The sequence below is a fragment of the Streptomyces sp. NPDC049577 genome, assembly GCF_040675635.1.
Lineage (GTDB): Bacteria > Actinomycetota > Actinomycetes > Streptomycetales > Streptomycetaceae > Streptomyces.
Genome location: NZ_JBFAPH010000042.1, coordinates 1 through 21,862, shown reverse-complemented (window position 1 = coordinate 21,862; position 21,862 = coordinate 1). Strand labels below are relative to the sequence as shown.

The 21,862-nt window shown below is 73.3% G+C and carries 16 protein-coding genes and 1 pseudogene; 12 read left to right on the top strand and 5 right to left on the bottom strand.

All coding sequences use genetic code 11. From position 1 onward, the window contains the following. Positions 1-55: 55 nt before the first annotated feature. The 6 genes from AB0K09_RS08120 to AB0K09_RS08095 all read left to right on the top strand — a co-directional run bounded on the left by AB0K09_RS08120 (position 56) and on the right by AB0K09_RS08095 (position 5,569). On the top strand, positions 56-694 hold the full coding sequence (locus AB0K09_RS08120; protein WP_366064459.1) for a winged helix-turn-helix domain-containing protein: 639 nt from the start codon (positions 56-58) through the stop codon (positions 692-694). Between the two features lie 36 nt (positions 695-730). Then, complete coding sequence (locus tag AB0K09_RS08115) at positions 731-1,171, top strand: cupin domain-containing protein (RefSeq protein WP_366064458.1); 441 nt, start codon at positions 731-733, stop codon at positions 1,169-1,171. A 56-nt stretch (positions 1,172-1,227) separates the two neighbouring features. Continuing rightward, the gene (locus AB0K09_RS08110; protein ID WP_366064457.1) at positions 1,228-1,842 is read left to right on the top strand and encodes a rhomboid-like protein; all 615 of its coding nucleotides are present in this window, start codon (positions 1,228-1,230) and stop codon (positions 1,840-1,842) included. A gap of 52 nt (positions 1,843-1,894) precedes the next feature. Next, positions 1,895-2,692: a tyrosine-protein phosphatase gene (locus AB0K09_RS08105; protein WP_366064456.1), complete on the top strand. Its 798-nt coding sequence runs from the start codon at positions 1,895-1,897 to the stop codon at positions 2,690-2,692. A 172-nt stretch (positions 2,693-2,864) separates the two neighbouring features. Continuing rightward, positions 2,865-4,736 (top strand): hypothetical protein, encoded by a 1,872-nt coding sequence (locus AB0K09_RS08100; RefSeq protein WP_366064455.1) that lies wholly within the window; start codon positions 2,865-2,867, stop codon positions 4,734-4,736. 65 nt (positions 4,737-4,801) lie between these two features. Beyond that, entirely contained in the window at positions 4,802-5,569 is a 768-nt protein-coding gene (locus AB0K09_RS08095) for a TetR/AcrR family transcriptional regulator (RefSeq protein WP_366064454.1), read from the top strand. Here AB0K09_RS08095 and AB0K09_RS08090 read toward each other — a convergent pair. The 4 genes and pseudogenes from AB0K09_RS08090 to AB0K09_RS08075 form a co-directional block, all read right to left on the bottom strand. Then, positions 5,542-6,687: a helix-turn-helix transcriptional regulator gene (locus AB0K09_RS08090; protein WP_366064453.1), complete on the bottom strand. Its 1,146-nt coding sequence runs from the start codon at positions 6,685-6,687 to the stop codon at positions 5,542-5,544. The two genes, AB0K09_RS08095 and AB0K09_RS08090, sit on opposite strands and share 28 nt — an antisense overlap. 361 nt (positions 6,688-7,048) lie before the next feature. Next, positions 7,049-7,264, bottom strand: a complete 216-nt coding sequence (locus AB0K09_RS08085) for a hypothetical protein (protein ID WP_366064452.1) — start codon at positions 7,262-7,264, stop codon at positions 7,049-7,051. 277 nt (positions 7,265-7,541) lie between these two features. Beyond that, positions 7,542-10,058: pseudogene (gene pulA / locus AB0K09_RS08080) on the bottom strand (pullulanase-type alpha-1,6-glucosidase); the annotation flags it as partial. A 158-nt stretch (positions 10,059-10,216) separates the two neighbouring features. Further along, the gene (locus tag AB0K09_RS08075; protein WP_366064451.1) at positions 10,217-11,662 is read right to left on the bottom strand and encodes an alpha-amylase family protein; all 1,446 of its coding nucleotides are present in this window, start codon (positions 11,660-11,662) and stop codon (positions 10,217-10,219) included. A gap of 288 nt (positions 11,663-11,950) precedes the next feature. Between AB0K09_RS08075 and AB0K09_RS08070 the strand changes: the two genes are divergently transcribed. The 6 genes from AB0K09_RS08070 (at position 11,951) to AB0K09_RS08045 (ending at position 18,793) form a co-directional block, all read left to right on the top strand. Continuing rightward, positions 11,951-13,252: an extracellular solute-binding protein gene (locus tag AB0K09_RS08070; protein ID WP_366064450.1), complete on the top strand. Its 1,302-nt coding sequence runs from the start codon at positions 11,951-11,953 to the stop codon at positions 13,250-13,252. 7 nt (positions 13,253-13,259) lie between these two features. Further along, positions 13,260-14,204, top strand: a complete 945-nt coding sequence (locus tag AB0K09_RS08065; protein ID WP_366064449.1) for a sugar ABC transporter permease — start codon at positions 13,260-13,262, stop codon at positions 14,202-14,204. Beyond that, on the top strand, positions 14,201-15,049 hold the full coding sequence (locus tag AB0K09_RS08060) for a carbohydrate ABC transporter permease (RefSeq protein ID WP_366064448.1): 849 nt from the start codon (positions 14,201-14,203) through the stop codon (positions 15,047-15,049). Before AB0K09_RS08065 ends, AB0K09_RS08060 begins: the two co-directional genes overlap by 4 nt. 70 nt (positions 15,050-15,119) lie before the next feature. Beyond that, complete coding sequence (locus tag AB0K09_RS08055; RefSeq protein WP_366064447.1) at positions 15,120-16,754, top strand: glycoside hydrolase family 13 protein; 1,635 nt, start codon at positions 15,120-15,122, stop codon at positions 16,752-16,754. 25 nt (positions 16,755-16,779) lie between these two features. Then, positions 16,780-17,859: a LacI family DNA-binding transcriptional regulator gene (locus AB0K09_RS08050; RefSeq protein WP_366064446.1), complete on the top strand. Its 1,080-nt coding sequence runs from the start codon at positions 16,780-16,782 to the stop codon at positions 17,857-17,859. A gap of 64 nt (positions 17,860-17,923) precedes the next feature. Next, complete coding sequence (locus AB0K09_RS08045; protein ID WP_366064445.1) at positions 17,924-18,793, top strand: phosphatase PAP2 family protein; 870 nt, start codon at positions 17,924-17,926, stop codon at positions 18,791-18,793. Here AB0K09_RS08045 and AB0K09_RS08040 read toward each other — a convergent pair. Beyond that, entirely contained in the window at positions 18,781-21,831 is a 3,051-nt protein-coding gene (locus tag AB0K09_RS08040; protein ID WP_366064444.1) for a bifunctional [glutamine synthetase] adenylyltransferase/[glutamine synthetase]-adenylyl-L-tyrosine phosphorylase, read from the bottom strand. The genes AB0K09_RS08045 and AB0K09_RS08040 overlap by 13 nt on opposite strands. Positions 21,832-21,862 lie beyond the last annotated feature (31 nt).

Sequence of the window (21,862 nt, the reverse complement as noted above, 5' to 3'; positions counted from 1 at the left end):
CCGCGCACCGCACGTCCCTCTCGACGGTCTCTCGCGCGAAAGAGCTGAGCTCTCCATGACGAACCTCCGCACTCTCACGGCCCCCGCCGCGACCCTGCCCGCCGACCGCCCGGCCCACCGCCACCGGCTGCGCGCCGTGGCCCCGGACGAGCTGCCGCCGGTCGCCGAGCTGCTGCACCCCGGGGCGAGGTGGCTGCCCGCCCCGCAGGAGACCCTGCCCACCCTGCCGGGGCAGCCGCCGATGATCGGCTACCTGGTGCTCGTCCCGGCCGGCGCACCGCAGCCGGCCGGGACCGCGCCGGCCGCCGCACCGGCCACCGGGGCCGGCACGAGCGCCACGGCCACCGCGACCGCCGCGACCGCCACGACCTCCGCGACCGCCACGACCAGGCGGCAGGGCGACGGCCTGGTGAGCATCGACACCGAGCAGCGCACGGTCAGCGTCGCCGGGCGCCCGCTGGACCTCACCTACCTCGAGTTCGAGCTGCTCGCCCACCTCGTCGCCCACCCGCACCGGGTGCACAGCCGTGACCAGCTGGTCCACACGGTCTGGGGCTACGGGCACGTGGGCGACGGCCGCACCGTCGACGTCCACGTCGCCCGGCTGCGCCGCAAGATGGGGCCGGAATACCGCTCGTCCATCGTGACCGTGCGCCGCGTCGGCTACAAGTACGCGCCCCCGGCCGGAATCTGACGCCGCGACCGGCCGCCGGGGTGGCACGCTGTGGCCATGACTGAGAAGACCTCCGAGCTCGTCACCCTCCTCGGCCTGCAACCGCACGTCGAGGGCGGCTGGTTCAAGGAGACCTGGCGGACCGCGGACACGGCGCTTCCCGAGGGGTACGGGGGCCCTCGGCCGTACGCGACCGGCATCTACTTCCTGCTGCACCCCGGCGAGTCCTCCCGCTGGCACCGGGTGCGCTCCGACGAGCTGTGGCTGTGGCACCGCGGCGGCCCCCTGCGCATGCGGCTGGGCGGCGGCGGCACCGCGCCGGACGACGCGGGGGCGGGCGAGGTCGTCCTGGGGCCGGGCGTCGAGCACGGGCAGCGGCCGCAGCTGCTGGTCCCCGGCGGGGTGTGGCAGTCCGCCGAACCGGCGGGCGACGAGCCGACGTTGGTGACGTGCGTCGTCGCGCCCGGCTTCCACTTCGAGGACTTCACCATGGTCTGACGAACGGTCCGGCAAACGGACTGGCTTTCGCCGGACCGTTGTTCGATCATGGGCGGATGCCCACCGCCCTCGCCCGCTTGCCCCGGCTGACCCCCGCCTACGTCGGAGGCGTGCAGCTCGGCGCGTACGCCGCCCGGCGGTGGCTCGCGCCCGCCGCGCGCGAGCGGTTGCTGCGCCGCTGCTCCACCAACGTCGACAACCTGCTCGCCGGGCGGTGGGACACCCTTCTCACCAGCGCGCTGGTCGTCGAGGAGCCGATGGAGCTGCCGTACGCGCTGCTGCTCCTCGCCGTCCTCGGGTACGCCGAGTACGCCCACGGCGCCTGGTGGGCGGCGAGCGTCTTCGCGTACGGGCACGTGGGCGCCTCGCTGATCGTCTACGGCGGGCTGCGCGCCGCCCGGGCCGGGGAGCGGACCCGGTCCGCGATCGACGTCGGGCTGAGCTACGGCAACTACGCCGTCCTCGGGACGCTCGCCGCCGGGCTGCCGCGCGGGCCCCTCCGTACGGGGGCGTGCGCCGCCCTCCTCGCGCTCTGCGCGCGCCCGCTGCTGAGCCGGCGCGCGGGCTTCACGGACGCCGGCCATCTGACGGCCCTGGCGCTCGGGCTCGGGCTGGGCACGGCCCGGGGGCGGGGGCGCCGTCGCGAGGGCGGACCGGGTTCCCCACAATGAGGGACATACCGGAAAACCGGCATATCGGCTCAGCAGACTGGGAGACACACCCATGCCGCAGCTCGACGCCTCGACGATCACGAACCTCCGCGACCTGGGCGGCATAGCGCTCGCGGGCAACTCCGCCATCCGCCCCGGACTGCTGCTGCGCTCCGGCCAGCTCGACCGACACGACCCGGCGGCGGACCCCATAGTCGCCGCGCTCGGCATCCGCACGGTCGTCGACCTGCGCAGCGAGGCGGAGCGGCGGGAGCGCCCCGACCGGCTGCCGACGGGGGCCCGGCTGATCATCGCGGACGTGATGGCGTCCGGCCTGGACAGCACGCGCGGCGAGCAGCTGCCGACGCGCCCGGAGGGCGTGCTCGGCAACCCGGCCGTGGCGGAGGAGCACCTCGGCGGGGGCAAGGCGGAGAAGCTGCTGTGCGAGGCGTACCGCGCGTTCGTGACGTCCGAGTCCGCCTGCCAGGCGTACGGTCTGCTGCTGACCACGCTGGCCGAGCCGGACTGCGGTCCACTGCTCTTCCACTGCACGGCCGGCAAGGACCGCACGGGCTGGGCGGCCACGGTCCTCCTGCTGCTGCTCGGCGCGGACGAGGCCACGGTGGAGCGCGAGTACCTCGCCGTCGCCCCGGCGGTCCGTGCCGCGTTCGCCCCGGTCATCGACCGCTTCGTCGCCGCGGGGGGCGACCCCGGCATCGCCGACGCGATCCTGAGCGTCCGCCGGTCGTACCTGGCCACGGCGCTGGAACAGATGCGGAACGCCTACGGCGACGTGGAGACGTACGCCCGCGAGGCGCTGGGCATCACCCCCACCACCCTGGACCGCCTCCGGGCCCGCTACGTAGCCTGACCCCGCCTACCTCTTCTCCGCCACGACGGCGAGCAACCCCCACCCACGTGACCGGCGGCGCCGAGCCGGCGCCAAGCGCGCCGGGCGAAGCCACCGGGCCGGAGGCCGGTTGTCACGGCAGCGCGCCGGTGTGCGGGGGTGACTGTTGGGGGCGTTCACTCGTTCCAGGGATGTGGAATCGCACGTTACCGTCGCCCGGCGTTCCGGGTCCGTCGACGTCGAGCAGGCCGAGGCCGCGCTCATCGAGCACTATGCGCGGCTGGTCCGGCTGGCCTATCTGGTGTTGCCGCCCGGGCTCGGGCGGAATCGGCGGGTGCTGACCGCGCACGCGCTGGTGCAGCGGGCCCTGCCGCGGGGCAGGGCCGGGGTGCCGGCGCCCCGGGGCGGCGGCAGCGCGGGGTACGTGTTCGTGCGGGAGCGCGTGCTGCGGGCCGCGCTGGCGGCGGGACGGCGACGGCGGTGGCGGCTCCCCCCGGTGCTGCCGCAGGTGTGGGGGCTGCGCCTGTTCCCCCGCTCCGGCGGCGCGGACGAGCTCGCGCTCGACCAGGCGCTCGCCTCGCTGTCCGCCCCCGCCCGGGCCGCGTACGTCCTGCGGGCCCTGGAGCTGCCGAACGAGCGCGACGTGCGGGCGCTGCTGGCCGCCGCCGGGGTCGAGGATCCGGGCGGCGCGCTGGCCGAGGCGCGCCGCACGGACGACCGGGACCCCTCGCTGCTCCAGTCGGTCGAGTTCGACCCGTGTTCCCTCCAGGCCCGCCCCACGGACCTGATGCGCCGCCGCCAGCACGGTCGCGCCGCCCTGGCGGCGGCCGCCGCCGTCGCCGTGTGCGGCACGCTGCTGGCGCTGCCGGGCGGCGGCTGGGGCCCGGACGGCGCGGCAGCGCCCCCGTACGCGCAGAACGCGTCCGCGCGCGAGGCGCTGGACCCGGCGCGGCTCACCCGGATGGCCGAGGGGGCCTGGAAGCGTGTCGACCGCCCCGGCTTCGCGGCCTGGCCGGCGCGCGGCGACCGTACGGGTGACACGGCGCTGCTGCGCCGCGCCCTCGCCGTCTGGGCGCGCCCGGGTGCCGCGGTGCGGGTCTCGGCCACGCCCGGCACGGCGGCCGGGCCCGCCGCCGGCCCGCCGCAGCTGCTGTACGCGGGGGAGGTGGACTCGGCGGTGGTCGTGCTGCTGTACGACGGCCTGCGCGTCGTCCGGTACGCGGAGGCGAAGAGCGGCGACACGAGTGCCGCCGCCCTGGACCTCGCCCGGACCGACGCGGCGGACACCGACTCCGCGACCGCCGTCGTGGTCGGCCGCACCGACGGCAACGTCCGCTATCTCACCGCCCCCTGGGTGACCGGCACCGCCGTGCGGGACCTGCTGAAGCCGGGCGACGCCGCGCAGCCCCTGCACCGCGGGGCGGACGGGGTGACCGACGCCGTGCCCGGCCCGGCCGCCGCCGGCGACTGCCACACGTGGACCGCCCTGCAGTTCGGCGACCGACTGGTGACGGACCTCGGCGAGCTCGTCCCGGCCCGGCTCACCGCGGGCGCCCCGAACGCCCCGCACGACGTGAACACCGCCACCTCGCGGGCCGCCTGGGCGCAGCTCGCCTGCCAGTTGCCGACGGTCCGCGCGCAGGGCGTGCGCGCCGTGAACGCGTGGCGGTTCGCGACGCAGCCGCTGCCCGGCGGCGCGGGCGGCGCCGACTGGTACTGCACGCGTGCCGAGACCTGGCGGGGCACCGGCAGCCGGGTGCTGGCCCAGTTCCAGGGCCCGGGCGCGCGGACGGGCGCGCCGGCCACGGTCGTCGCCCGGGCCGAGGACTCCCCCGCCTGCGGGGCGCGCGAGCCGCACGTCCTGGCGGGCGTGCTGTGGAAGTCCCGTACCGGCGCCTGGTACGCGCTGGCGGCCGCGAGCTCGGACGTGTCGTCCATCACCGCGACGGGCGGGGCCCGGGGCAGCGGTCCGGGCCCGACGCTGGCCCTCCCCGCGGCGACGGGCACCCGCACCCGGCTCGCGGCCCGCCTGAAGGACGGCACGTCCCTCGCTCCCCTGGGCTGAACCGGCCGAACTCCCCGGGCCCGCAGGGGGATCGGGCATGGTTCGGGCCGGTTTAGGATGTGCGCATGACGACCCGGATGCGCCGCAGGATGGCTGTCGAGCAGCGTCGCGAGCAACTGATCGCGGTCGCCCTCGAACTGTTCGGCACCCGCCCGCCGGACGCGGTCTCCGTGGACGACATCGCAGCGGCGGCCGGGATCTCCCGGCCGCTCGTCTATCACTACTTCCCGGGCAAGCGGACCCTCTACGAGGCCGCGCTGCGCCACGCCGCGGACGAGCTGACCGCCTTGTTCGCGGAGCCGCGCCAGGGGCCCATGGGGGCCAGGCTGCTGCGCGTCGTCCGGCGTTTCCTCTGTTTCGTGGACGCCCACGGCTCCGGCTTCTCGGCGCTGCTGCGCGGCGGCCCGGTGGCGGTGGGCGCCGGCCCGGCGAGCGCGATGATCGACGGCGCGCGGCGGGCCGCGTACGAGGAGATGCTGGCCCATCTGGCGGTCCGGAGGCCGGGGCCGCGGCTGGAGCTGGCCGTGCGCTCCTGGATCTCCCTGGCCGAGACGACGGCCCTGCTGTGGCTGGACGGCCGCCGGATACCCCGCGCGGAGCTGGAGTTGCGCCTGGTGCACGACTTCGGCGCGCTGCTGGCCGTGACGGCGGCGTACGACGAGGAGACGGCGGAGGTGCTGGGGCGTGTGCTGGCGGACGAGCCGGCGGACGGCCCGTTCGCGCGGCTCGTGGCCCGGTTCGGGGCGCTCGGCGCGCCGGGCGCGCCCGCCGCCACTCGGTCTGCCGCCCCTCAGTCCGCCGCCCCTCAGTCCTCGGCGGTCCTGATCAGCTGAGGCTCCTTCCGCATCCGGCCCCGGCGTCTCGGCTGCCCCTTCCCGCGCCCCTGCGTGGCCACCGACAGATGGCGCAGGAGCAGCGGCGTGGCGACGCGCGGGTAGAGACAGGCGTACATGCGGAACTCGCTGCGCATGGCGTTCAGCCCCCGGGGGCTGAGCACATAGACGTGGACGCCGTGTTCGGCGTGGACGAAGCGGGTGACGAAGGACCGCTCCAGCAGGGCGTTCCAGACGTCCGCGTTCTCGTCGGACGGGTGGCGCACGGCGATGCCCTCCGCCCCGGCGTCCACCAGGGAGACCATGGCGCGCCACTGCTTGGCGCTCATGGCCTCGGCGAGGAAGGCGCTGAGGATGTCGGCGGAGCGGGCGGGGGCCGTCTCCAGCAGGCCGGTGAACTTGCGGTGCCGCTCCTTCGCCTGCTGGGCCGCGCGCTCGTCCTCGGCGTAGGCCGTTTCGAGCTCGGCCATGGCCTGGCCCCTCAGCAGTCTGCGGTAGCGGACGAGTTCGTTGTTGACGAGCCGGCAGACGACGCTCGGGGCGCGCTGGACGAGGGTGGCGATGTCCAGCAGCCGGGGGTCTTCGGGGGTGACGACGGCGAGGACGTGCGTCTGGTGGGCCTGCCGGAACAGTTCGGTCAGCCGGTCCGTGATCTGGGCACGGCGGGCGATGGCCAGCGGGTGGTGGTGGAGCGCGCGGTTGATCCGGGCGAGGGGGACGCCGAGGCGGGCGGCGAGCCGGATGCGCAGGGTGCCGTCGTCCCGGACGGGGAGGCGGGCCAGCCGCTCGACGTCCCGGTAGGTGCGGCGGCTGACGCCGAGGAAGTCGGCCACCTCGGCGGCGGTGAGCCCGGCGTGCACGCGCAGGTCCCGCACGGACAGATGGCGGGCGTCGGAGCTCGACAGATCGGCCGGTGAGACCCGGAAGACCCGGGCCAGCTGGGCGATGCGCGGGGGCTCGGGCACCGAGCGGTTGTTCTCGTAGGCGAGGATCCGCGCCTTGGAGGTGCCGACCCTGGCGGCGAGGGCCGCGGCGCTGAGCAGCCGGCCGTCGACGGTCCGGGTGGTCCGGAGCTCACGGAGGGCGCGCCCGTCGAAGTCCGCACTACCGCGTGCCACCGGCATCCCCCCTTGGACGCACCCCGAAAGGTCTGGTCAAGGTACCGCTCAGGGTCAACTCCCGTCCATGGAGGGCACTCGCACGGGTTGGCCGGTTCCCCTGGTCATGACGCTTTTGCTGGTACCGTTAAGGACTAATCCTGGTTCCGTTCGCCGCTTTCCGGCGGGAGGGTCGGGAGGTCGGCGGAAACGCCGGCGGGAGAGTTCATCCTTGCGCGGTCGTGTTCGATCTCGCGCAATCGGGGGCACTCGGACCATACGTACCCAGCGGAAAAAGATGATGGGCCCGCGTCGGTCGCGAGCCAGAGCACGGGCCCATCGAATCGGCTGGGTATCAGCCGGCGGATGAGGGGTCAGCCCTTCATCCGCCGGTGCCGTAGATGTCGAGGATGATCCGGATGAGCCAAAGGATCGCTTCGACGATCATCCGCTTCCGCATCCGCGACGGCATGACACCGCGGTCCGACTCTTCGTGGCACCGGCAGCCCGGGACCTGACGGCTCGGGTCCGCATCGGGGTCGCCCTGCGGGCCGGCAGCGTCTTCGCCCAGGTCGCCTGGCCGCTCCGAGTCAGCCATCTTCAACCTCACTCTCTCGGGGGAACCGGGTCGGCCGACCCGCGCGGAATCAACCGGCAGGTTCCTCGAGAGGGCTGCGCATGAGCCTACAGGGTGTCACGACGGCTCTACGCCGTGCAGGGCGAAGCCGCCCAACTTCCCGGTGAGAAAAGGATTTCCTACCTGTGGGTAGTCGAACGCCCCTGGAGGCGGGCGATCGTTGGATCACCACGACCGGTCACAGAAAGTCAATCTCCGTCATTTCCCCATGGGTTGGTACGGCTCCGCCCTGCGGGCGCTAGGCTGCCACGGCCCGGAAGACCGCGACCGTCCGGGCGGGCACGGTGAAGGTTCCCGTCCGGGACGTGTAGGAGGCCGTCTTCACGACGGGGTCCGCGCCGTGCGCCTGCGCCGGGTGCAGGCGGTAGTCGGTTCCGGCGAGCGCGGGGACGCTCTGGTTCTGCGCGGACGGGGTGGCGTTGAGGACGACGAGCAGGTCACCGAGCCGCATGGTGATCACGCCCGGGGTCTCGTCCCGGCCGGAGAGCGGGAAGGACAGCGCGTTCTGCACGGCCTCGCCGGTGCGCAGGCTGAAGGCCGGCTCGCCGGTGCGGATGCGCAGCAGGTCGCGGTAGGCGGCCGAGGCCGCGCGGATCGGGCCGCAGCCGGGGCGCAGGGCCGGGTCGGCGAGCAGCGGGCGGGCGTAGGGCCACTTGGCCGCGTTGTCGGCGGCGGGCGGCAGGCCGCGGCCGAAGCCGTTGCCCTGGGCGCAGTCCCAGTGGACGGCGTTGAACCAGTCCCCGCTGTCGTAGGAGTTGCGGTCCAGGGACTTCGAGCGCAGCAGGTCGGTACCGGCCTGGGAGAGGGCGGGTCCCTGGGCGAGCGTGGCGGCGGCCAGGGCGAGGACCTGCATCCTCGCCCGGTCACCGGGGGCGGTGGCCGCCGGCAGCTTGTAGGCGAGGGCGTCGTAGAGGGTCTCGTTGTCGTGGGCGTCGGCGTAGGAGAGGGCGTCGCCGGGGGCGGCGGCGTAGCCGGCCGGCGAGCCGTTGTAGTCGACGTCGGCCCCGCGGACGGCGCGGCCTGTGGAGTCGGTGAAGCGGTAGCCGGCGAGGTGGCCGGTGAGGCCGACCTTGATGAGGTCCTGGTCGTGCAGCAGCCGGGCGCGCTGTTCCTCGGGCGAGCCGTTCACGGGCGCGCCGTTGGGGTCGGTGAACAGCCCGGAGGCGAAGCCCTGGGCGCGCGGGTCGGAGTCGAAGGGGCCACCGCCGCGGATCGCGTCGCGGGAGCGGTCGGAGAAGGTCGCGATGCCGGTGCCGGCCATGTTCTGCTGCGTGGCCTGGACGAAGCGGGCGTCGTTCGCGATCTCGCCGAAGTTCCAGCCCTCGCCGTAGAGGATGACCGACCGCCCGTCGACGCCGTCCTTGGCCACGGTCAGGGCGTCGAGGGCCCTGCGCACGGCGAGGATGTTCGCCTTGGGGTGGTGGCCCATGAGGTCGAAGCGGAAGCCGTCCACCTTGTACTGCTTGGCCCAGGTGACGACCGAGTCGACGACGAGCTTGCCCATCATGGCGTTCTCGGGCGCGGTGTTGGCGCAGCAGGTGGAGGTGGCGACGCTGCCGTCGGCGAGGAGCCGCTGGTAGTAGCCGGGGACGATGCGGTCGAGCACGGACCTGTCGTCCTGCCCGGAGGCGGCGGTGTGGTTGTAGACGACGTCCATGACGGTCCGCAGCCCGGCCCCGGCCAGCCCCTGCACCATCTGCCGGAATTCGAGGGTCCGGCGCGGCCCGTCCGGGTCGGAGGCGTACGAGCCCTCGGGGACGGTGTAGTGCAGCGGGTCGTAGCCCCAGTTGTACGCGTCGCGCGCGGCCGTCGCGGCCACGCACTCCTGCTGGCGCTCGGAGTCGGCGGGCAGCGCGGCGAGGTCACAGCCGGGGCGCTGCTGGTCGGCGCGCCGCTCGGGAACGGTGGCGAAGTCGAAGACGGGCAGCAGGTGGACGTAGGAGGTGCCGGCGCCGGCGAGCTGTCCGAGGTGCCGCATGCCGGCCGAGTCGCGGTCGGTGAAGGCCAGGTACTCACCGGGGTGGCGGGAGGTGGGGTCCTCGGCCGAGAAGTCGCGGACGTGCAGCTCCTGGATCCGCGCGTCGCGCAGCGGGACGGCCGGCGGCTTGCGGAGGCCGCGCCAGCCGCGCGGGGCCAGGGCGGGGTCGTCCAGGTCGGTGACGAGGCTGTAGGCGGAGTCGGCGGTCAGGGCCGTGGAGTACGGGTCGGTGACGTGGTTGGTGACGGTCTTCCGGACGGACGGCGCCCAGACGGTCACCGCGTAGCGGTAGCGCTTGCCGCTCCAGGAGCGGGGGCCGGTGGCGCTCCAGACGCCGGTCGCCGCGTCGCGGCGCATGGGGATCGTTTCGCCGGCCAGTTCGAGGGCGACGTTCTGGGCGGTCGGCGCCCAGACGGAGAGGGTGGGGCGGCCGGCGCGGAAGACGGGGCCGAGCTGAGCCTTGGCCGCCCGCGCGGCGTAGAGGTCGTCGAGGACGCCGGGTATCTGCACACCGGTGGTGACGCCGTCCTCCGACTCGGCGACGAGCCGGCCGGTGAGCGCGGTGCGCTCCTCCTCTTCGCTCGCCTCGACGCGGAAGGCGTCGTAGCCGGCGGCGAGGTGCGGGAAGCGTGCCCGCTGGGCGGCGCTCAGGCCGCCGGGCTGGAGGGTGAGCCGGAAGCTGCCTGTGGTGTGCGTCAGGCGGTGCGGACGGGTGGGGTCGCCGAGGCCTTTGGGCCAGGCGAGGGTGGTGTGGTCGATCCACTGAGCCTTGGCCTCCGGCGGGGGCGGGGGCTCGGCGGCTTGGGCGGTGCCCGTTCCTGCCAGGGGCAGGAGGAAGCCGGCGGCTGCGGCCAGGGTGGCCAGGCGTCTCACGGTGGCGGTGCTCCTTCGGGTGTGGGTCCGGGGGGCGGGGTGGCTGGTGCCGCCGCACCTGGTCAGGGGCAGCGCATGAGGGCGAGCGCCGTGTTGGGGGCCAGCGTGGCCGTGAAGCGGCCGGATCCGTCGATCGCCACATGGCGCCCGCTCTGGACGTCGCAGTAGTCGCCCTGCGGCAGCGACGTCTGGAACGTGCGGGTGAGGGCGAAGCCCTCGTGGTTCAGCACCACGTAGCCCCGCGAGCCCCGCCCGAAGGCGATCGCCTGGTAGCCGTTGTCCCACCAGTCGGTCACCGCCGTGCCCCGCACGGCATTGCGGAAGCCGACCATGGAGATGATCTCGGGCCACTTGTGCTGGCACTTCCAGCTTCCCCCGGTGCCTCCGGCCTGGGAGGTACCCCCCTGCCAGCACGCCCCCACCGCCCCGCCGTCCGGCGGCCCCGCGTCGCGGTCGGTGAACTCGTAGCCGGAGTGGACGTCGGGCGAGCCGTAGGGCCAGGCCAGCATGAAGACGTGGGCGAGGGTGTAGTCCGCGCCGTCCTTGTAGGTGAGCGTGTCGCCGTCGCGCTCGGTGTCGTGGTTGTCGACGAAGACGGACGCCTGCCCGCCGGGCAGATAGGCCCAGCCCTCGCCGTAGTTCCTCAGGTAGGCGAGCCGTTCGTGCTGGAGGACGCGCTTGAGGTCGCGGGCGTAGCGGAACTCCTGGACGTCGCCGGTGCGCAGGTACTCCTCGGGCTGGACGGCCTCGCCGGCGCCGTAGATGGTCTCCTGCTTCCAGTAGACGTCCGGCTTGCTCAGCCTGGCCTTGATGGCGGCCAGGTCGTCGGCGGCGATGTGCTTGGCGGCGTCGATCCGGAAGCCGTCGACGCCGAGGCCGAGGAGGTCGTCGAGGTAGCGGGCGACGGTGGTGCGGACGCGCTCGCTGCCGGTGTCGAGGTCGGCGAGCCGGACCAGCTCGCAGGTCTGCACGTCGGCGCGGTCGGTGTAGTCGCTGATCGGCTTGCGGCAGCCGTGGAAGTCGGCGTCCCGGTACAGGCCGGGGTAGTCGTACTTGGTGTACGGCGTGCCGCCGGTGCCGGTGCCGGAGGCGGCGGCCATGTGGTTGACGACCGCGTCCACGACGACCTTGACGCCCGCCGCATGGCAGGCGGCGACCATGCCCGCGAAGGCGGCGCGGTCCCCGAGCCGGCCGGCGATGCGGTAGCTCACGGGCTGGTACGAGGTCCACCACTGGGGGCCCTGGATGTGCTCCTGGGGCGGCGAGACCTGGACGAAGCCGTAACCGGCGGGCCCCAGCGTCTCCTTGCACTCGCGGGCCACGGAGTCGTAGCGCCACTCGAAGAGGACGGCCGTGACGTCCTTCTCGCCGGGCGCGGCGGCGGAGGCGGGCGGGGCGGTGCCGCACACGGCGGTCAGGGAGAGCGCGGCCGCCGCGGCGGCTCTTCGGACGATGACGGACATGCGGGATGTGCTGGATATGCGCGATGTGCTGGACGTGCGGGACATGCGGTCCTCCTGGGGGGTCCGGCAACGCGCCGTGTCCGGGAATCCCCTGAAGGTTCTTGCGCAAGCACAGCGCAAGACACCCGCAAGACAACAGCGACTTGCCGCGCCGGAGACCGTACGAGCCGCATCCTCGCCGGTCAACCCTTCGGACACGAGACGGTTACAACCGAGAAATCTCGCCGTTTCGCTCTTGCAAGGTCTTTCGCAAGAGATTTCAGCCTGTTAGCTTCCTCCTCAGCTCGGGCCGCCCCACCCCTCAGGCCGGCCATCTGAAAGAGGAGCATCCATATGCGAAGAGGCATATCGGTCGCCGCCCTGGTCGGCGCGCTGGCCCTGACCGCGACCGCGTGCGGCGGTGGCGACAACGGCGGAAGTGACGGTTCCAAGGCGGCCAGTGACCCGGGCAGCGTCAGCGGCACCATCACCTGGTGGGACACCTCGGACGCCACCAACGAGGCGCCGGCGTTCAAGAAGCTGGTCGCCGCCTTCGAGGCCAAGTACCCGAAGATCAAGGTCGATTACGTCAACGTGCCCTTCGACCAGGCGCAGCAGAAGTTCAAGACCGCCGCCGCCACCGGCAAGGGCGCCCCCGACGTGCTGCGCTCGGACGTCGGCTGGACCCCGGGCTTCGCCCAGCTCGGCTATCTGAAGGACCTGACCGGCACGCCCGCCCTGGAGAACTCGGACGACTTCCTGGAGGGCCCGCTGAAGAACGCGGCGTACCAGGGCAAGACGTACGGCGTCCCGCAGGTCACCGACACCCTGGGCCTCCTCTACAACAAGGAGCTCTTCCAGAAGGCCGGCATCGACAAGGCGCCGGCCAACTGGCAGGAGGTCAAGGACGCCGCCCAGAAGATCAAGGAGAAGACGGGCGCCGAGGGCATCGGCCTCAACCCGGACAGCTACTACTCGCTGCCCTTCCTCTACGGCGAGAACAGCGACATGGTCGACGTCGCCAAGAAGAAGATCACCATCTCGGACGCGGCCTCCCTCAAGGGCATCGAGACCGCCGTCGACCTGGTGAAGTCCGGCGCCGCGCCCAAGCCCGCCGGCACCGACGGCTACAACGTCCTCAAGACGGACTTCAAGGCCGGCAAGCTGGCGATGCTGATCGACGGCCCCTGGGCGACCAAGGAGATCTTCGGCGGCGACGCCTACAAGTCCCGCGACAACCTGGGCATCGCGCCCATCCCGGCCGGCTCCACCGGCACCGCGGGCGCCCCGGTCGGCGGTCACAACCTCGTCGTCTACGCGGGCTCCAAGAACTTCGACGCCTCGTACCTGTTCGCCCGGTTCATGACCGAGAGCGCGCAGCAGGAGGGCGTCTCCAAGGACATCGGCGTGCTGCCGACCCGCAAGTCCGCCTACACCAAGGACGTGCTGGCCGACCCGGTGCGCGGCGCGTACTACCAGGCGCTGTCCAAGGCGCACCCGCGGCCGGCGATCCCGCAGGGCGGTGACCTGTTCACCGACTGGCTCCAGCACTACACCAAGATCATGACCCTGAAGGAGGACCCGAAGGCGGGTCTGGACGCCACGGCGAAGGCCTGGCAGTCCGCGCTCCTGAAGGACTACGGGATCCAGGAGTAGTCGCCGCATGGCCACCGTCATCGCCCGGACCAGGCGTTCCTTCACGACCCACTGGTACGCCTGGGCCATGGTCCTGCCCGTCGTCGTGGTGCTGGGGGTGCTCGTCGGCTATCCGCTGGGCCGGGGCATCTACCTCTCCTTCACCGACGCCAACGAGGCCAACGTGGGCCGCACCATCGGCGTCAACCACATCGCCTCCACCTACAGGTTCGTGGGGCTGGACAACTACTGGAAGGTGCTCTCCGGCCAGGAGGGCCACTTCTGGTCGAGGCTGAGCTGGACGGTGATCTGGACCGCGTCCTGCGTGTTCCTGCACTACACGATCGGGCTGGGCCTGGCGCTGCTGCTCAACCGCAAGGTGCGCTTCCGCGCGCTGTACCGGGTGCTGCTCGTGCTGCCCTGGGCGGTGCCGGCGTTCGTCGCCACCTTCTCGTGGCGGCTGATGTTCAACGAGAAGTACGGCGTCCTCAACGTCTTCCTGACGAAGCTGGGCCTGGACCCGGTCGACTGGCTGGGCGACAGCACCCTGCAGAAGGTGTCGGCAGTCGCGGTCAACGTCTGGCTGGGCGTGCCCTTCATGATGGTGGCCATCCTCGGCGGTCTGCAGTCCATCCCCGCCGAGTTGCACGAGGCGGCGGAGATGGACGGCGCCACGCCCTGGCAGCGCTTCCGGCACGTGACGCTGCCCGGGCTGCGGACGGTGAGCGGCACGGTGATCCTGCTGGGCGTCATCTGGACGTTCAACATGTTCCAGGTGATCTACCTGCTGGTCGGGCAGGGCGCGAGCTCGGAGAGCGAGATCCTGGTGACCTACTCCTACCGGCTCGCCTTCCAGGGCGTGCGCGACTACGCGGGGTCGGCCACGTACGGGATCCTCATCCTCTCGCTGCTGGTGGTCTTCGCCGCCTTCTACCGCCGGATGCTCAGCAGGCAGGAGGCCACGACGCGATGAGCACCACCACCCCCCGCCCGCGCGGGCAGCGCTCCCGGGGCGCCTCCCTCGCCCTGCACGCCGCCCTGATCGTGGCGTCCGCGATCTCGCTCTTCCCCGTGCTGTTCATCGTCTTCGTCTCGCTGCGCGGGCGCGACGGCTGGCAGGAGCCCACGAGGTTCGCCGGCTTCAGCCTCTCCAACTACCGCCACATCCTGAACGAGACGCAGTTCGCGACCTGGTTCGGCAACTCGGTGATCGTGGCGCTGGGCGCGACCGTGCTGGGCGTGCTGGTCGCGGCGAGCGCGGGCTACGCGATCTCGCGGATGCGCTTCCCCGGCCACCGGCCGCTGATGTGGACCTTCCTGGTGGTCCAGATGTTCCCGATGGCGGTGCTGATCGTGCCGCTGTACAACATCCTCGGCCAGCTGGAGCTGCTGGACTCCTACGGGGGTCTGATCCTCACCTACTGCTCGGTCTCGGTGCCGTTCTGCGCCTGGATGCTCAAGGGGTACTTCGACTCCATACCGGCCGAGATAGACGAGGCCGGCCGGATGGACGGGCTGACGCCCTTCGGCACCTTCTGGCGGCTCATCCTGCCGCTGGCCCGGCCCGGACTGGCCGTCACCGGCTTCTACGCCTTCATCACCGCGTGGGGCGAGGTCGCCTTCGCCAGCCAGTTCATGAGCAGCGAGGACCACTACACCCTCGCCGTCGGCCTGCAGACGTTCGTCGGCCAGCAGAAGGCCGAGTGGGGTCTGATGACGGCGGCGGCCGTGCTCATCACCGTTCCGGCCGGGCTTGTCTTCTTCCTCGCCCAGCGGCACCTCGTCGCCGGGCTGACGGCGGGCGGCACCAAGGGCTGACCCGGGACGGGCCCACCACCCGTCCCGCTCGCCCGCGCCCCGGCACACCACCGACTCGAACAGGACGTACATGACCCAGGACCTCGCGCCCTCCCTCCGCGACCAGGCCGCGGCCGTCTCCGCGCGCGCCGACGGCTGGTGGCGCAGCGCCGTCATCTACCAGGTGTACGTGCGCTCGTTCGCCGACAGCGACGGCGACGGCATCGGCGATCTGCGGGGGATCCGCGAGCGGCTGCCGTATCTGGCGGAGCTGGGCGTGGACGCCCTGTGGCTGACACCGTTCTACGCCTCCCCGCAGGCGGACGGCGGCTACGACGTGTCGGACTACCGGGCCGTGGACCCGCTGTTCGGGCAGCTGTCGGACGCGGACGACCTGGTGCGCGAGGCGCACCGGCTGGGGCTGAGGGTCATCGTCGACATCGTGCCCAACCACACCTCGGACCAGCACGCCTGGTTCCGGGCCGCGCTCGCGGACCGCCGGGGGGGAGCGGCCCGCGAGCGCTACCACTTCCGTCCCGGCCGGGGCGAGGGCGGCGAGCTGCCGCCGAACGACTGGGAGTCGGTCTTCGGCGGCCCGGCCTGGACCCGGACGACCGAGCCGGACGGCACGCCCGGCGAGTGGTACCTGCACCTCTTCGCCCCCGAGCAGCCCGATCTGAACTGGGACCACCCCGAGGTGCGGGCGGAGTTCGACTCCGTGCTGCGGTTCTGGCTGGACCTGGGCGTGGACGGCTTCCGTATCGACGTCGCGCACGGCATGGTCAAGGCCCCGGGGCTGCCCGACATCGGGCTGAGCGAGCAGGCCAAGCTGATCGGCGCGCAGGTGCTGCCGTTCTTCGACCAGGACGGGGTGCACGAGATCCACCGCACCTGGCGGCGGCTGCTGGACTCCTACGACGGCGAGCGCATCGGCGTGGCCGAGGCGTGGGCGCCGACGTCCGAGCGGCTCGCGCTGTACGTCCGGCCGGACGAGCTGCACCAGGCGTTCAACTTCCAGTTCCTCACCTGCGCGTGGGAGGCGGGGGCGATGCGGGAGGTCATCGAGGAGTCCCTCGCCGCGACCCGCTCGGTCGGCGCGCCCACCACGTGGGTGCTGTCCAACCATGACGTGGTGCGGCACACCACCCGTTACGGCGGCGGCGAGCAGGGGCTGCGGCGGGCCCGGGCCGCGGCGCTGCTGATGCTGGCGCTGCCCGGCTCGGCCTATGTCTACCAGGGCGAGGAGCTGGGCCTGCCGGAGGTGGTGGACCTGCCGGACGAGGTGCGCCAGGACCCGGCGTTCTTCCGCGGGGACGGCCAGGACGGCACCCGCGACGGCTGCCGGGTGCCGCTGCCGTGGTCGGGCGCCGAGGCGCCGTACGGATTCGGTCCGGGCGGCAGCTGGCTGCCGCAGCCGGCCGAGTGGGCCGGGCTGTCGGTGGAGGCGCAGTCGGGGGACCCGCGCTCGACGCTGGAGCTGTACCGCTCGGCGCTGGCGGTGCGGCGGGAGCTGCCGGGGCTGGGCGACGGCGAGATGCGCTGGCTGGACGCGCCGGACGGGGTGCTCGCGTTCTCCCGGCCGGGCTTCGTGTGCACGCTGAACACGCTGGGCGACGAGGTGGAACTGTCGGTGCCCGGCCGTCCCGTTCTCGCCTCGACCGCCCTTGAATTCCGTGGGGGAACGGTGGTTCTGCCCTCGGAATCATGTGTGTGGTGGGCAGTCTGACGTGCGACCGGTACAGTCCCGTGCTGTGACCGCCCGGCTAGCCGATATCGCAGCCCAGGCGGGTGTCAGCGAAGCAACCGTCAGCCGCGTCCTCAACGGGAAGCCGGGGGTAGCCGCCTCCACCCGCCAGTCCGTGCTGGCCGCGCTCGACGTCCTGGGCTACGAGCGGCCGGTGCGGCTGCGGCAGCGCAGCGCGGGACTGGTCGGACTGATCACCCCCGAGCTGGAGAACCCCATATTCCCGGCCTTCGCCCAGGTGATAGGGCAGGCGCTGACCCGGCAGGGGTTCACCCCCGTGCTGGCCACGCAGTCGCCGGGCGGCTCGACCGAGGACGAGCTGACCGAGATGCTGGTCGACCGGGGGGTCTCCGGCATCATCTTCGTCTCCGGGCTGCACGCCGACACCTCGGCGGACATGCAGCGCTACGAGCACCTGCGTGCCCAGGGGGTGCCGTTCGTGCTCATCAACGGTTTCTCGCCGAAGGTGCGGGCGCCGTTCGTCTCGCCCGACGACCGGGCGGCCGTCCGGCTCGCCGTCACCCATTTGGCCGCACTGGGACACCGGCGCATCGGACTGGCTCTCGGGCCCCGGCGGTATGTGCCGGTGCAGCGCAAGATCGAGGGCTTTCTGGCCAGTATGCGGGAGCAGTTCCAGATGGCCGCGGCGGAGGCCGAGGAGCTGGTCCAGCATTCGCTGTTCACTCTTGAGGGTGGTCAGGCGGCGGCCGCCGCGCTGCTGGAGCGGGGCTGCACGGCGGTGGTGTGCGCGAGCGACATGATGGCGCTCGGCGTGGTGCGCGCCGCCCGGCAGCACGGGCTCGAAGTCCCGCGCGACGTCTCGGTCGTGGGCTTCGACGACTCCCCGCTCATCGCCTTCACCGACCCGCCGCTGACCACGATCCGGCAGCCGGTGCAGTCGATGGGTCAGGCCGCCGTGCGGGCGCTGCTGGAGGAGATCGGCGGCACGCCGGCGCCGCACAGCGAGTTCGTCTTCCTGCCCGAACTCGTGGTCCGCGGCTCCACGGCCTCGGCCCCGGCGGCCCGTACGGACACCCCCGGCACGGCCCTCGGCGACGAGCCCGGGAGCGTCCGCGAAACCGGCTGAAAGCGGCGGAGAACAGACGGCGGGATGATCTGCGGACGGGCGGTATCTGGCAGACTCTTTCCCTATGGGTGAAGCGACAGTAAGGACCCTGGAAGGCCGGACGGCCGCCCCGCCACCCACGGAGGAGCGCGCGGACCGGTCGTCGGCGGACCGCCGTCCACGGCGCGCGCCGCGCGTTCCCCGCAGGCCCCGGTTGTGGTTCGAGGTACTGCTGATCGCGCTGAGTTACTGGACGTACTCCCTGGTGCGCAACGCCGTGCCCGAGCAGAGAGCAGCGGCGCTGCGCAACGCCGACTGGGTGTGGCAGACCGAGCAGTCCCTGCACATCGCGGTCGAGCACACGGTCAACCGGGCGGTGAACTCGGTGACCTGGCTGATCGTGGGTATGAACTACTATTACGCCACTTTGCACTTCGTCCTGACGATCGGCGTGCTGGTCTGGCTCTACCGCTGGCATCCGGGCCGTTACGCCGCAGCGCGGCTGGCGCTCTTCGCCACCACCGGTGTGGCCCTGCTCGGTTACTACCTGTTCCCGCTGGCTCCCCCACGGTTGATGAGCGGCGTCGGCTTCGTCGACACCGTCGTGGTGCACCACACCTGGGGTTCGATGGCCTCGGGCAACCTGGCGAACGTCTCGAACCAGTACGCGGCCATGCCGTCGATGCACATCGGCTGGTCGACGTGGTGCGGCGTCACCATCGCCATGCTGGCCCGGCCGGTGTGGGTGCGGGTGCTCGGCGTGCTGTACCCGGTGGCGACGCTGGCGGTCATCGTGTCGACCGCCAACCACTTCTGGCTGGACGCGGTGGGCGGGCTGCTCTGCCTGTCCTTCGGCTTCACCGTCTCCTGCGCGTGGTTCGGGGCCCTGCCGTACCGGCTCACCCGGCACGTGGCACGGCGCGGCGCGGCGCCGGCCACGCTTCAGGCCCCGTAGAACAGCTCTTCCACGACCGCCCGCGCGCGGCGCGTGGCGCGCCGGTAGTCGTCCAGCATCTCCCCGACGTGGCCCGGCTCGTAGCCCAGGTAGCGGCCGACGGCGGCCAGCTCCCGGGGTTCGCCCGGGAAGGTGTCGCCGGAGCGGCCGCGGACCAGCATCACGGCGTTGCGCACGCTGGTGGCCAGCACCCACGCCTCGTCCAGGATCCGGGCGTGGTCGGTGCAGACCAGCCCGGCCGCGCGGGCGGCGGCCAGCGCCTCGCGGGTGCGGGTCGTGCGCAGCCCGGGCTCGGCCCAGCCGTGCTGCATCTGCAACAGCTGCACGGTCCATTCGACGTCGGAGAGCCCGCCGCGGCCGAGTTTGGTGTGGGTGGTCGGGTCGGCGCCGCGCGGCAGCCGCTCGGCCTCCATGCGGGCCTTGAGGCGGCGGATCTCGCGCACCGCGTCGTCGCCCAGGCCCTCGACCGGGTAGCGCAGCGGGTCGATCAGATCGATGAACTCCCGGCCCAGCTCGGCATCGCCCGCGACCGGCTCGGCGCGCAGCAGCGCCTGGCTCTCCCAGACCAGCGACCAGCGCCGGTAGTAGGCGGCGTAGGAGGCGAGGGTGCGCACGATGGGCCCGGACTTGCCCTCGGGCCGCAGGTCGGCGTCGACGAGCAGGGGCGGGTCGGTGGTGGGAAGCTGGAGGAGCCGGCGCATCTCGCCGGCGACGGCGAAGGCGGCCTTGGAGGCCTCCTCGTCGCTCACGCCCTCCCGCGGCCGGTGCACGAACAGGACGTCCGCGTCGGAGCCGTAGCCCTGTTCGTGGCCGCCGAAGCGGCCCATGCCGATGACCGCGAAGCGGGTGGGCAGGGTGTCGCCCCACTGGGCCCGCACGGCGGCGCGCAGCGCGCCGGCGACGGTGGCGGCGTTGATGTCGGAGACGGCGTCCCCGACCGTCCGTACCCGCTCCCCCGGGTCGCTGACGACGGGCTCGCCGACCGGGCGGGAGCCGTTGCCGGGGCGGCCGTAGGCGCCGATGACGTCGGCGGCGGCCGTGCGGAACAGCTCGCGGCGCCGTACGCCGCGGACGGCCACGATGGCGGCCTCGGCGTCGTCGGCGCGGCCGACGGCGGCCAGCACCTCCTGCTCCAGGGCCTCGCGGCCGCGCGGGTGCAGGCCCTCGGGGTCGCCGAGCAGGGCGACCGCCTCGGGGGCGCGCAACAGCAGGTCGGGGGCGAGGCGGCCGGCGGACAGGACGCGGGCCAGGTTCTCGGCGGCGGCGCCCTCGTCGCGCAGCAGCCGCAGGTACCAGGGGGTCCTGCCGAGCGCGTCGGAGACCTTGTGGAAGTTCAGCAGCCCGGCGTCGGGGTCGGCGGAATCGGCGAACCAGCCCAGCAGCACGGGCAGCAGCGTACGCTGGATGGCCGCCTTGCGGCTGACGCCCGAGGCGAGGGCCTCCAGATGGCGCAGGGCGGCGGCCGGGTCGTGGTAGCCGAGGGCCTTCAGGCGCTGGCCGGCGGCCTTGGGACTGAGCCGGGTCTCGCCGGGTTCGAGCTGGGCGACGGCGTCCAGCAGCGGCCGGTAGAACAGCTTCTCGTGCAGCCGCCGCACCTCGCGGGCGTGCCGCCGCCACTCCTTGCCGAGCTCGGCGACGGGCTCGGTGCGGAAGCCCAGGGAGCGGCCGAGGCGGCGCAGATCGGCCTCGTCCTCCGGGACGAGGTGGGTGCGGCGCAGCCGGTGCAGCTGGATGCGGTGCTCCATGGTGCGCAGGAAGCGGTAGGCGGCGTCCAGGGCGGCGGCGTCCGCCCGGCCGACGTAGCCGCCGGCCGCGAGCGCGGCCAGCGCGCCGAGGGTGCCGGGCACGCGCAGCGTGGCGTCGCTGCGGCCGTGCACCAACTGGAGCAGCTGGACGGCGAATTCGACGTCGCGCAGGCCCCCGGGGCCCAGCTTGAGCTCGCGGTCGACCTGGGTGGCGGGGATGGCGGCGACGACGCGGCGGCGCATCTGCTGCACGTCGGCGACGAAGTTCTCGCGCTCGGCGGCCTGCCACACCAGGGGTGCGACGGCCTCCGTGTAGGCCCGACCCAGCTCCGGGTCGCCGGCGACCGGGCGGGCCTTGAGCAGGGCCTGGAACTCCCAGGTCTTGGCCCAGCGCTGGTAGTAGGCCAGGTGGCTGGTCAGGGTGCGGACGAGGGGGCCGTTGCGGCCCTCGGGGCGCAGATTGGCGTCGACGGGCCAGATGGTGCCCTCGGGGGTGACGTCCGAGCAGACGCGCATCATGCGGGAGGCGAGCCGGGTGGCGGCCTGCAGCGCGGGGGCCTCCGGTCCGCCGTCGGCGGCCTGCGCGACGAAGATGACGTCGACGTCGGAGACGTAGTTGAGCTCCTGGCCGCCGCACTTGCCCATGCCGATCACGGCGAGCCGGCAGGCGGCGGCGTCCTCGGGCCGCTCCGCGCGGGCGATGTCCAGCGCGGCCCGCAGGGTGGCGGTGGCCAGGTCGGCGAGTTCGGCGGCGGCCTGCGCGACGTCGGTGGTGCCGCTGATGTCCCGGGCGGCTATGGCCAGCAGGGAGCGCCGGTAGGCGGCGCGCAGCGCGTCCGAGGGCGTCAGCCCGGCCTCCCGCCCGCCCCGCATGGCCCCGGCCAGGGCGCGCTCGAACTCCTCCGTGTCCGGGTGCAGGTCGGCCGCCTCGAAGCCGTCGAGGGCGTGCCAGTCGCCCGGGTGGCGGGCGAGGTGGTCGCCGAGCGCCTCGGACGAGCCCAGCACGCCCAGCAGCCGGTCGCGCAGCGGCTTCGCGGCGACCAGGGTGTCCAGCAGGACCTGCCGCTCCCCCGCCGGCCCCTTCTCGTCCAGCGCCTCCGCGAGCCGCACCAGCGCGCCCAGCGCCTGGTCCGGATCGGCGGTGGCGGCCAGCGCGTCGAGCAGCACGGGGTCGGCGCGTACGGGTGCCAGCGCGGGGGCGTCCAGCAGCCGCTCGGCGGCGGCCGCGTCGGTGAAGCCGTGTCTCAGCAGTCGCGTGTACGTACTGCTGCGACGGCCCTCCGGCACGGTCATCGGACTCCCCTCGGCTGACGGGCGGGCGGGT

What these genes read in the sequence shown, in the direction of transcription:
- AB0K09_RS08040 (WP_366064444.1), bottom strand. Translation starts at nt 21,831, where the DNA reads ATGACCGTGCCGGAGGGCCGTCGCAGCAGTACGTACACGCGACTGCTG.
- AB0K09_RS08105 (WP_366064456.1), top strand. Translation starts at nt 1,895, where the DNA reads ATGCCGCAGCTCGACGCCTCGACGATCACGAACCTCCGCGACCTGGGC.
- AB0K09_RS08110 (WP_366064457.1), top strand. Translation starts at nt 1,228, where the DNA reads ATGCCCACCGCCCTCGCCCGCTTGCCCCGGCTGACCCCCGCCTACGTC.
- AB0K09_RS08075 (WP_366064451.1), bottom strand. Translation starts at nt 11,662, where the DNA reads ATGTCCCGCACGTCCAGCACATCGCGCATATCCAGCACATCCCGCATG.
- AB0K09_RS08085 (WP_366064452.1), bottom strand. Translation starts at nt 7,264, where the DNA reads ATGGCTGACTCGGAGCGGCCAGGCGACCTGGGCGAAGACGCTGCCGGC.
- AB0K09_RS08070 (WP_366064450.1), top strand. Translation starts at nt 11,951, where the DNA reads ATGCGAAGAGGCATATCGGTCGCCGCCCTGGTCGGCGCGCTGGCCCTG.
- AB0K09_RS08095 (WP_366064454.1), top strand. Translation starts at nt 4,802, where the DNA reads ATGACGACCCGGATGCGCCGCAGGATGGCTGTCGAGCAGCGTCGCGAG.
- AB0K09_RS08120 (WP_366064459.1), top strand. Translation starts at nt 56, where the DNA reads ATGACGAACCTCCGCACTCTCACGGCCCCCGCCGCGACCCTGCCCGCC.
- AB0K09_RS08055 (WP_366064447.1), top strand. Translation starts at nt 15,120, where the DNA reads ATGACCCAGGACCTCGCGCCCTCCCTCCGCGACCAGGCCGCGGCCGTC.
- AB0K09_RS08060 (WP_366064448.1), top strand. Translation starts at nt 14,201, where the DNA reads ATGAGCACCACCACCCCCCGCCCGCGCGGGCAGCGCTCCCGGGGCGCC.
- AB0K09_RS08115 (WP_366064458.1), top strand. Translation starts at nt 731, where the DNA reads ATGACTGAGAAGACCTCCGAGCTCGTCACCCTCCTCGGCCTGCAACCG.
- AB0K09_RS08045 (WP_366064445.1), top strand. Translation starts at nt 17,924, where the DNA reads ATGGGTGAAGCGACAGTAAGGACCCTGGAAGGCCGGACGGCCGCCCCG.
- AB0K09_RS08065 (WP_366064449.1), top strand. Translation starts at nt 13,260, where the DNA reads ATGGCCACCGTCATCGCCCGGACCAGGCGTTCCTTCACGACCCACTGG.